Consider the following 8456-nt stretch of genomic DNA (forward strand, 5'->3'; position numbering starts at 1 on the left):
CCCCCGCCAAATTCCTTTTAAAGTTTTCATCCTTGCAGACGTTACTTCCCAGGCGGCTCGCTTCACGGCTTCCCTACGGCGCAGCGCAGGCTCGTAGCCTACGGCACACCTAGCGAGCATCGTTTACGGCTGGGACTACCCGGGTATCTAATCCGGTTCGAGACCCCAGCTTTCGTCCCTCACTGTCGAGTCCGTCTTCCCGAGGTGCTTTCGCCATCGGTGGTCCGTCCAGGATTACGGGATTTCACTCCTACCCCGGACGTACCCCTCGGGTCTTCCGGCTCCAAGCCAGACAGTTTCCGCCGGACGCCGACGTGTTAGGCACGCCGATTTCCCAACGGACTTGTCTGGCCAGCTACGGACGCTTTAGGCCCAATAATAGCGGCCATCACTCGTGCTGCCGGTATTACCGCGGCGGCTGGCACCGGTCTTGCCCAGCACTTGTTCCTGTACCACCTTACGGTACAGAAAAGCGAGGACTATATGCCCTCGCACTCGGAGTCCCCCTATCGCACTGTCGTGCAGTGTAAAGGTTTCGCGCCTGCTGCGCCCCGTAGGGCCCGGTATCTTGTCTCAGATACCGTCTCCGGGCTCTTGCTCTCACAACCCGTACCGATTATCGGCACGGTGGGCCGTTACCCCACCGTCTACCTAATCGGCCGCAGCCACATCCTATGGCGCCGGGGCGTTTCCAGCTCTCGCCACTCCAGGCTGAGAGCTGTATCACCCATTAGCCTCAGTTTCCCGAGGTTATTGGTGTCCATAGGGCAGTTTGGCCACGTGTTACTGAGCTTTCTGCTACGGGTCTAAACCCGTGCAACTAGCATGGCTAAATCGGACTCCGATAGCAATGGCCTCCGGCAGGATCAACCGGAATGTATCCTGCACAATGCCAGGGGGTTAGGCGGGTACACACTCTGAAGAGTGTGTGTCGCTATCGTAGCACGTTCGACGACACCCAGTCGGGTGTCACCGAACTACCAAGGCTAACATCAGATCCCATCTGTACGGCGGACCGCAGGGGTGGAATCCTCATTTCCTTCGGACCCGAACATATCCCGGGAGGGGACTTAAGCCCTTCGAACCGGGGTGATTCGCGTCCGGTGTGGCCGGGAATCGAACGACCCCAGCCGAGCCACGATCGCGTCCGACCTGAACGCCCAGTCGTCGTGGGCGTTCGGGTCGCGTGTGACCCAGCGGGGCGACGTGCGCCCTGCGCCACGTTGCATCAGTTTCGATGGGAGGGGCATACTTAAACACGTCGAACCGGAGCCCCTACGTTATGCGATTACATAGGGAAGGGTGGTATAGTGGGAGTCTGTCACACCGGGAAGAAGAACAGGTCGGTACGGGGTGGTCAGATGTCGTCGAGGTGCTCGACACCTTGTTTCGAGACGTTCCCTTTCGTGATGTCTCCCGGCATCCAATCGGGCTTGTCCGATGGCGCGGACTCCTCCCACGCCCACCCCTCGTAGATGTGGACTTTCTTCGTTCCTTTCTCCCGGAGACGGATCTCCTCCGGGTCGGCGTCGTCCTCGCTCGGGGCAGGCTCTAGCCGGCGGGCAGCCTTCAGTGCTGCCTGCCGCGGTGTCCCGCCGGAGAAGACGCTCGATTCTGTACCATCGTCGTCTCGGAGTGCGAAGTTCCGCTTGTCGTCGTCTGCTGCCATAGGTTGACGGCTCCATGCCAAGACAGCACATGGCTCATAATAAATATACCCCCAAAACCGGGGTCAGGCGGGCGGATTGTTTATAAACCCCCGTCGGAAACCGCCGGACGTAGCGTGAAAAAAAAGCGGAACCACGGGAGGAAAACAGCGGAGAAGGCCGGCCCGCGCACGGTAGACTTAAGTAAGTCCTGTGGCCAACCACGTGATAGGATAGCGCGATGGTGAGAAAAAAGAAGCTCAGCCCGAGTGGTGCCAAAGACGAGGACGGCGAGTACCACAATGTGCACATCAATCTCCACGAAGACGAGCTAGCCGTCGCGGGAATGGACATCGGCGACGAGGTCTTCGTCCGGGTCCGTGACAACAAGATCATCATCCAGAAAGCCGACCCGGAGGACGTCGAGCACGAGTTCTGACGTGACGCACGCGTACGTGTTATGAATCTCTACTCCATAACCAAGCCGCTGTTGTTCAGACTACCGCCGGAGACAGCCCACAGTCTCGTCCACGCGGGCCTCGATATCGCCGAGCACGGGGGGCTCCGCCGGCCACTCCAGCGCGCGTTGGCGGTCGACGACGACCGCCTCGAGGTCGAGGTATTCGGCCAGCGGTTCCCAAATCCGGTCGGCGTCGCGGCGGGGTTCGACAAGAACGCGACGATCACGGGGATGGTACGAGGGCTCGGGTTCGGTCACGTCGAAGTCGGCGGCGTGACGGCCGAACCGCAGTCGGGCAACGCCCGGCCGCGGATGTTCCGACTCGTCGAGGACGGCGGCCTCATCAACAGGATGGGACTGAACAACGAGGGTGCCGACGTCGTGGGCCAGCGACTCGCCCGGACGACGACCGACTTCCCGGTCGGTGTCAACCTCGCGAAGTCCGAATCGACGCCGACGGCCGACGCCCCGGCGGACTACCGCTACACGTACGAGCAGGTGGCGGACGGCGGGGACTTCTTCGTCGTCAACGTCTCCTGTCCCAACTCGGAGGGGTTCCGTGACCTGGCCAACCGGGAGTCATTGGAGGCGATTCTGGGCGAACTCGTCGACGCCGGGGCCGAGCCGTTGCTGGTCAAACTCTCGCCCGACCTCCCCGAACCCGCCGTCGAGGAGACCATAGAGGTCGTCGAAGCGTACGACCTCGACGGGATCATCGCCACGAACACCACGACGGACCGGCCGGAGACGTTGTCGAGCGGCAACCGGGTCGAGGAGGGCGGTCTCTCCGGGCGGCCGATAGAGGCCGCGTCGACCGAGATGGTCCGGTTCGTCGCGCGCCGGACGGACGTGCCGGTCGTCGGCGTCGGCGGCGTGTTCACCGCGGCGGACGCCTACCGGAAGATTCGGGCGGGCGCGAGCCTCGTCCAGTTGTACACCGGACTGGTCTACCGGGGACCGACCATCGCTCGGAACATCAACCGCGGGTTGGTGACGCTATTAGAACGGGACGGCTTCGAGAACGTCACCGAGGCCGTCGGTGCGGACCTGTAAGGACCCCGAACCGCCACAGGAGGGGTCCGACGGACGTTCGTCGACTGTGCGTTCAACAGGTCTGTATCCCGAGTGTCTCCCCGTCGCGTGGCGAGGGCCCAGCGACACTGTGGCCGGCGTCGGCCCCCTGAGAGTATCACCGAGCGTCGGCAAGCGAAACCGCGTGGTCGGCGTCGACGCTGAGCCACGTCGTCCGATCGGTCGCCGACTCGGGGTAGATGGTCACCGTCGCGGGGTCCTCGGGGTCGTCGTAGGCGAAGGTCAGATCGTACGCCGGTGCCTCCTCGGCCGTCTCGAACCACGCCGGGTCGTCGCCGGTATCGTCGCTGACAGACATAGTTACCACGTACTACCCACTTCGATCCGGTAACCCTTAGTCCTCAGCGAACGGCCCGCTCACCGAGTTACCCGCCGGTAACTGATCGACCGGTATCGTTAGGGAGCGGCCGGACCCACTGGGGCGTAATGGGACGACTCCGGGGCGTGCTGTCACGGCAGGGTGAGCGGGCGGCGGTGTGGCTACTCGTCGTCGCCGTGGTGGCGTCGAGCGCCGCGCTGTTGTACTTCGGGACGCCCTTACACGGCACCGACAGCGGCGTCCAGTCGGTCACGGCGGACGACCGTCTCGACGTGACCGAGACGGACGGTACCTACGTCCTCCGGCCGACCGAGGCCGACAGCGACACCGGACTGGTGTTTTACCCCGGTGGACGAGTGCATCCCGACGCCTACCTCCGGACGCTCGCACCGCTGGTCCGGGAGGCGAACGTCACCGTCGCCGTCGTTCGGATGCCGCTGAACCTCGCCGTGTTCGACCAGAACGCCGCCGACGAAGTCATCGACCGCGAGACGGCCGTCGACCGGTGGTACGTCGGCGGTCACTCGCTGGGCGGCGCGATGGCCTGCCGGTACGCGGGCGAACACACCGACCGAGTCGAGGGCCTCGTCCTCTTTGGGTCGTACTGTGACCGCTCGGTGGCCGAGACCGATCTGCGCGTGCTGAGCGTCACCGGCGACGCGGACACGGTCATCGACCGCGAGACGCTCGACGCCAACGCCGACAACCTCCCCGCGGACGCGACGGTCCGGCGACTCGACGGCCTCAATCACAGCCAGTTCGGCGACTACCGGGGACAACCCGGCGACCGGCCCTCCGGAACGACCTACGCGGTCGCGCACGACCGACTGGCGAACGTCACCGTCCCGTGGTTCGGGAACGCGACCGTGGACTGAACAACTGAAAATATCGGCAACGAAACGTCTACCGCAGTCCCGCTACGTCGAACTCGAACGCGACGACGGGCAACTCGAGGTCGTGTTCGACCAGCACCTCGGGGTGGAGTTCGCCGATGACGCCGACCGATTCGCCGTCGAGGACCACCTCGGCGACGCGGCCGGGGGATGAACGACGGATGCTCGGTCGGGGGCGTCTCCAAGTCGGCGCCGAAGTCCGCGGCCAGCGCCTGCAAGCGGGCCTTCCCGTCCTCGTAGGACACTTCGTGTCGCGCGAGTGCACCCGCGACGTGCCGTGCCTCGGCGACGCGGGTGTTCTCGTCGTCGTCGCGGTGAGCGACGAACCCGACCTCCGCGAGGTCTTGGGGGTAGCTCCGGTGGGTGTTGTTCTCGAGCACCTGCATAATCGAGGGGAGCAGCCACGACCGGACGACGGTGTAGTCCTCGCTGTAGGGGTTCCTGATCCGGGCCGGGTCCGCGGCCCCGAGGACGTCCTCGGCGTCGCCGAGGCTCATCCTGCCGGATAGCTCGGCCTCGTCGGTCATATGGAAGTTCAGGAGGTCCTGAAAGCCCAGTCCGACCAGCGAGGCCCGGACGGCCCGCTCCAGTCGTGAGCGCTCGTGGCGGCCGCCGATGGTCCCCACGTCGGGGTAGCGGGGGTCGAGTTCGTTGAACCCGTAGGCCCGCCCGATGTCGTCGATGACGTCGACGGGGTGGAGCACGTCGACGCGGTAGGGCGGAATCTCGACGTCGTAGCGGCCGTCGTCGGTCGGGGTACCCTCCAGCCCCGAGCGTTCGAGCAGGTCGAGCACGTCTCGCTCCTCCAAGTCGATACCCAGCGTCGTCTCGATGCGGTCGTGGGCGACCGTCTTGGTGTGTGTCGAGAAGTCCGGCCGCACGAGGTCCGGCGGGTACTCCTCGGGGGCAGTCTCGTACTCGATGCGGACGTCCTCGATAGTCCCGCCGCGGGCCGCAAGCGAATAACAGACGATAGAGAGCATATGGTCTATCGTCCACTGGTCGGTCCCGGTCATCTCGACGAACAGGTCCCGGGAGTCGGTCGTCACCTCGGTCCGGCGGCCGTTGATGACCGGCGGGAACGAGAACAGGCCGATAGAGTCGTAGATAGCCGGCACGCGCTCGAAGTCCTCGACGAGGTGGCCGTACTCCGCGCCGATGTGGTGCTCGTCGATGACCTCGGCCGGCGTCATATCCGAGTCGCCCTCAAGCGGGACGAACCGGTCGCCCTCGGGGTCGATGCCAGTGTATCGGATCGACTTCTCGTCGTCGTCGGTCCCCGTCTCGCCTTTGAGCATCGTGAGGTCGTGGACGCCGATAGCGCCCTTCGCGCGCTTGCGACCCATCGTCGCGTGGAGTTTCTCCTGGAGTTGGATCAGCGAGTCCAGCGTCGCCTCGTCCAGATCCAGTCCGCGGACGACCGCGCCCGTGACGTAGGGGCGCTGTTCGGGGACGTCCTCGACGCGAATCGTCCACTCGGCGCTGTTGGTCGCGGGGATGGTCAGCCCGCGGTCGTCGCCGTACTGGTAGCGCAGCGACCGGGCGACCCCTTCGACCGACAGCCGGTCCAGCCGGTCGGGTTCGAACTCGAACTGGAGGTCCCCGTTCTCCTTCTCGCCTTCGAACTCCAGTCCGAGACCGAACAGGTCCTCCTTCAGTTGCTCGTCGGATTTCTCGTCGTAGCCGGTCAACTCCCGCAGTTCGTCGGTGTCGATGTCGACAGTGGGCATCAGTAACGCACCTCCTCGGTCCGCAGGTACTCCAGATCCACGAGCGTCCCGTGAACGTCCCGGATGTCCTCGGCACCGGTGACGAGCATCATCAACCGTTCGAGGGCCAGTCCCCACGCCATCACGTCACAGTCGACGCCGAGCGGTTCGAGCATCTCCGGCCGAAAGATGCCGGAGTTGCCGATCTCGACCACCTCGCCCGTGACGGGGTGTTCGCCGAACAGCTCGAAGCTCGGCTCCGTGTAGGGGTTGTAGGTGGGCTTGAACCGCAGGTCGGTGATCCCGAACTGCTCGTAGAACTCCGTGAACGTCCCCATCAGGTCCCGCACCGAGAGGTCCTCGGCCATCACCCACCCCTCGATCTGGAAGAACTCGAGCAGGTGGGTGGCGTCTATCTCGTCGTTGCGGTAGGCCTTCTCGATGGAGAAGTACCGTTGGGGCGGTTCGAGGTCGCCCTCGGCGACGCCGGCGAGGTGCCGGGCCGACAGCGAGGTGGTGTGTCCCCGGAGGTCGATCTGTCGGGCCATCTCCTCGCCCCACGGCGAGTGGTAGCCGTCGCCGTCCGGGCCGACGCCCTCGCGGTGGGCGGCCTCGACGTCCTCGCGGACGCCGTCGGGCAACTCCTGCATCGGCGGCACGTCCAGTGCGAACTGGTCCCAGTGGGTCCGGGCCGGGTGGTCCTGTGGCATGAACAGGCAGTCGTTGATCCAGAACTCCGCGTCCGCGTGAGGGCCCTGCATCTCCTGGAAGCCCATCCCCACCAGCACGTCCTTGACGCGTTCGGCCATCGCCCGCAGGGGGTGGTCGCGGCCGCCCTCGATGGCTCCGGCGTCGGCGGTGACGTTGTACTCGCTGAACTCGGCGTCGCGCCACTCGCCGCTAGTGAGCAGCTCCGAGGTCAGCCGGTCGACCTCGGTAGAGACCGTCAGCCCCTCGGCGACGGCGTCGACCCCGGCCTCGGTCAGCGCGAGCGACCGCACGGTCCGCTCGCTGATCTCGACCAGTCCGCGGCGGTCGAGTTGGTCGAGGACATCGGCGTCGACGCTCTCGCGGCCGCGATAGCGTCCAGCGCCGCGGCCTCGGGGTCGCTGTCGGGGTCGGCGTCGGGGTCGGCGCTGAGTTCGCCACTGTCGATCTCGCCGTAGCCCTTCCGGGCGAAGTTCGACAGCGCGATGTCGACGGCCTCGCCCGAAAGGTCCGAGGCGCCGATGACCTGCCCCATCTGGACGGCGGGGCCGGCGGCGCCGACCGCGGCCTCGTAGAGGGCGACCTCGGGGAGGCCGTCCTCGCGGTAGGTCTCGCCCTCCTCGGTCAGGGCGGCGGACTCCTCGGTCGTCTCCGAGACGGTCACGAAGCCGGCGTCTTCGAGTTCGAACGCCGCGCGCGTGACGGTCTCCGGTTTCTCGCCGATCTCCTCGGCGATCGATGCAATCGTCCGTGGCTCCTCGGCGGTCGCGGCCTCGGCGACCGCGACCTGTGTTGCTGGGAGTTCCATCTATCTTGGTAGGTACACCGCGGGTTCGTCAGTTAACGGTTCTCACTCGCGCTCCGCGGGCCGCGAACGGACGGTTTCGGCGGGCGGACACTGGTGGTGCCGGCCCGCGTCCGCCGCCCGTCAGGCCCCGAAAGAACCGAACCCGGCGGTAGCGGTCGACTTGCTGGCTAGACACCGGTCGGCGGGTTCGGGTGCCATACCATCGGCTTGCCACACCGACACGAAAAATGTTGCGCCGCGGGGCCGCTGTCGCCCGAACGTCGACGACACACGTGTATCACGAAAGTTCGATTTAATTACGGAAAACGGAAAGGATATACCCGGAGATAGACGACCGCGAGGTAGGGACAATGACTCGCCCCGACCGCCACCACCCCGGTCCGCCGCGTTTCATACACGCCGACGAGCGACTCGTCGACCCCATCTTCGTCGACGGCCACCACGGCCTCGACAGGGACAACCTCGCGCCGACCGTCGCCGGCACGCCGCGGCGGGACCCCGACCCCTACGACACCGACGCGTTCTCGTGGTCGCTGGTCGACCGCCCCGAGGACAGCGAGGCCGTCGTCGAGTTCGCCCCGACACCCTACGACGAGGCGACACAGTACGACCACGGCGACCACCACACGGCGGAGTTCCAACCGGACGTGCCGGGCACCTACGTCTTCGAACTCGACGCGCCCGACGGGACCCACCGCCAGACGGTCCGCGTCCTCCCCGCCGCCACCCCGAGGGCGCCGGCGGCCGCCCGCGGCTAGCACTTGCGGGCTACTACGACGAGGACGCCGCGGAGTTCGTCGTCACCGCCGACGCCGAACTCT

The 8456-nt window shown here is 65.8% G+C and carries 6 protein-coding genes, 1 rRNA gene and 2 pseudogenes; 4 read left to right on the forward strand and 5 right to left on the reverse strand.

What is annotated here, in order from left to right:
- Positions 1-877, reverse strand: a 16S ribosomal RNA gene (locus GJ629_RS12365); the annotation flags it as partial.
- 480 nt (positions 878-1357) lie between these two features.
- Entirely contained in the window at positions 1358-1669 is a 312-nt protein-coding gene (locus GJ629_RS12370; RefSeq protein ID WP_157513334.1) for a non-histone chromosomal MC1 family protein, read from the reverse strand.
- Positions 1670-1887: 218 nt separating this feature from the next.
- Here GJ629_RS12370 and GJ629_RS12375 point away from each other — a divergent pair, with 218 nt between their 5' ends.
- On the forward strand, positions 1888-2085 hold the full coding sequence (locus GJ629_RS12375; RefSeq protein ID WP_157513335.1) for a hypothetical protein: 198 nt from the start codon (positions 1888-1890) through the stop codon (positions 2083-2085).
- 21 nt (positions 2086-2106) lie between these two features.
- A complete protein-coding gene (locus tag GJ629_RS12380; protein WP_157513336.1) occupies positions 2107-3159 on the forward strand; it encodes a quinone-dependent dihydroorotate dehydrogenase in 1053 nt (350 codons plus the stop codon).
- A 136-nt stretch (positions 3160-3295) separates the two neighbouring features.
- Here GJ629_RS12380 and GJ629_RS12385 read toward each other — a convergent pair whose 3' ends face one another.
- Entirely contained in the window at positions 3296-3496 is a 201-nt protein-coding gene (locus GJ629_RS12385; RefSeq protein ID WP_157513337.1) for a hypothetical protein, read from the reverse strand.
- A 128-nt stretch (positions 3497-3624) separates the two neighbouring features.
- On the opposite strand from GJ629_RS12385, the gene GJ629_RS12390 reads away from it, so the two are divergent.
- Positions 3625-4392, forward strand: coding sequence for an alpha/beta fold hydrolase (locus GJ629_RS12390; protein ID WP_157513338.1), 768 nt, complete (start codon positions 3625-3627; stop codon positions 4390-4392).
- A 28-nt stretch (positions 4393-4420) separates the two neighbouring features.
- On the opposite strand, the pseudogene pheT reads toward GJ629_RS12390, so the two are convergent.
- Positions 4421-6140 (reverse strand): annotated as a pseudogene (pheT, locus tag GJ629_RS12395) (phenylalanine--tRNA ligase subunit beta).
- Positions 6140-7635: pseudogene (locus tag GJ629_RS12400) on the reverse strand (phenylalanine--tRNA ligase subunit alpha). The pseudogenes pheT and GJ629_RS12400 overlap by 1 nt, the downstream one beginning before the upstream one ends.
- A gap of 350 nt (positions 7636-7985) precedes the next feature.
- Between GJ629_RS12400 and GJ629_RS12405 the strand changes: the two are divergent.
- Positions 7986-8393 carry a hypothetical protein gene (locus GJ629_RS12405; RefSeq protein ID WP_157513339.1) on the forward strand — a complete coding sequence of 136 codons (408 nt, stop codon included), beginning with the start codon at positions 7986-7988 and terminating at the stop codon, positions 8391-8393.
- Positions 8394-8456 lie beyond the last annotated feature (63 nt).

The sequence above is a fragment of the Halapricum sp. CBA1109 genome, assembly GCF_009741825.1.
GTDB lineage: Archaea > Halobacteriota > Halobacteria > Halobacteriales > Haloarculaceae > Halapricum.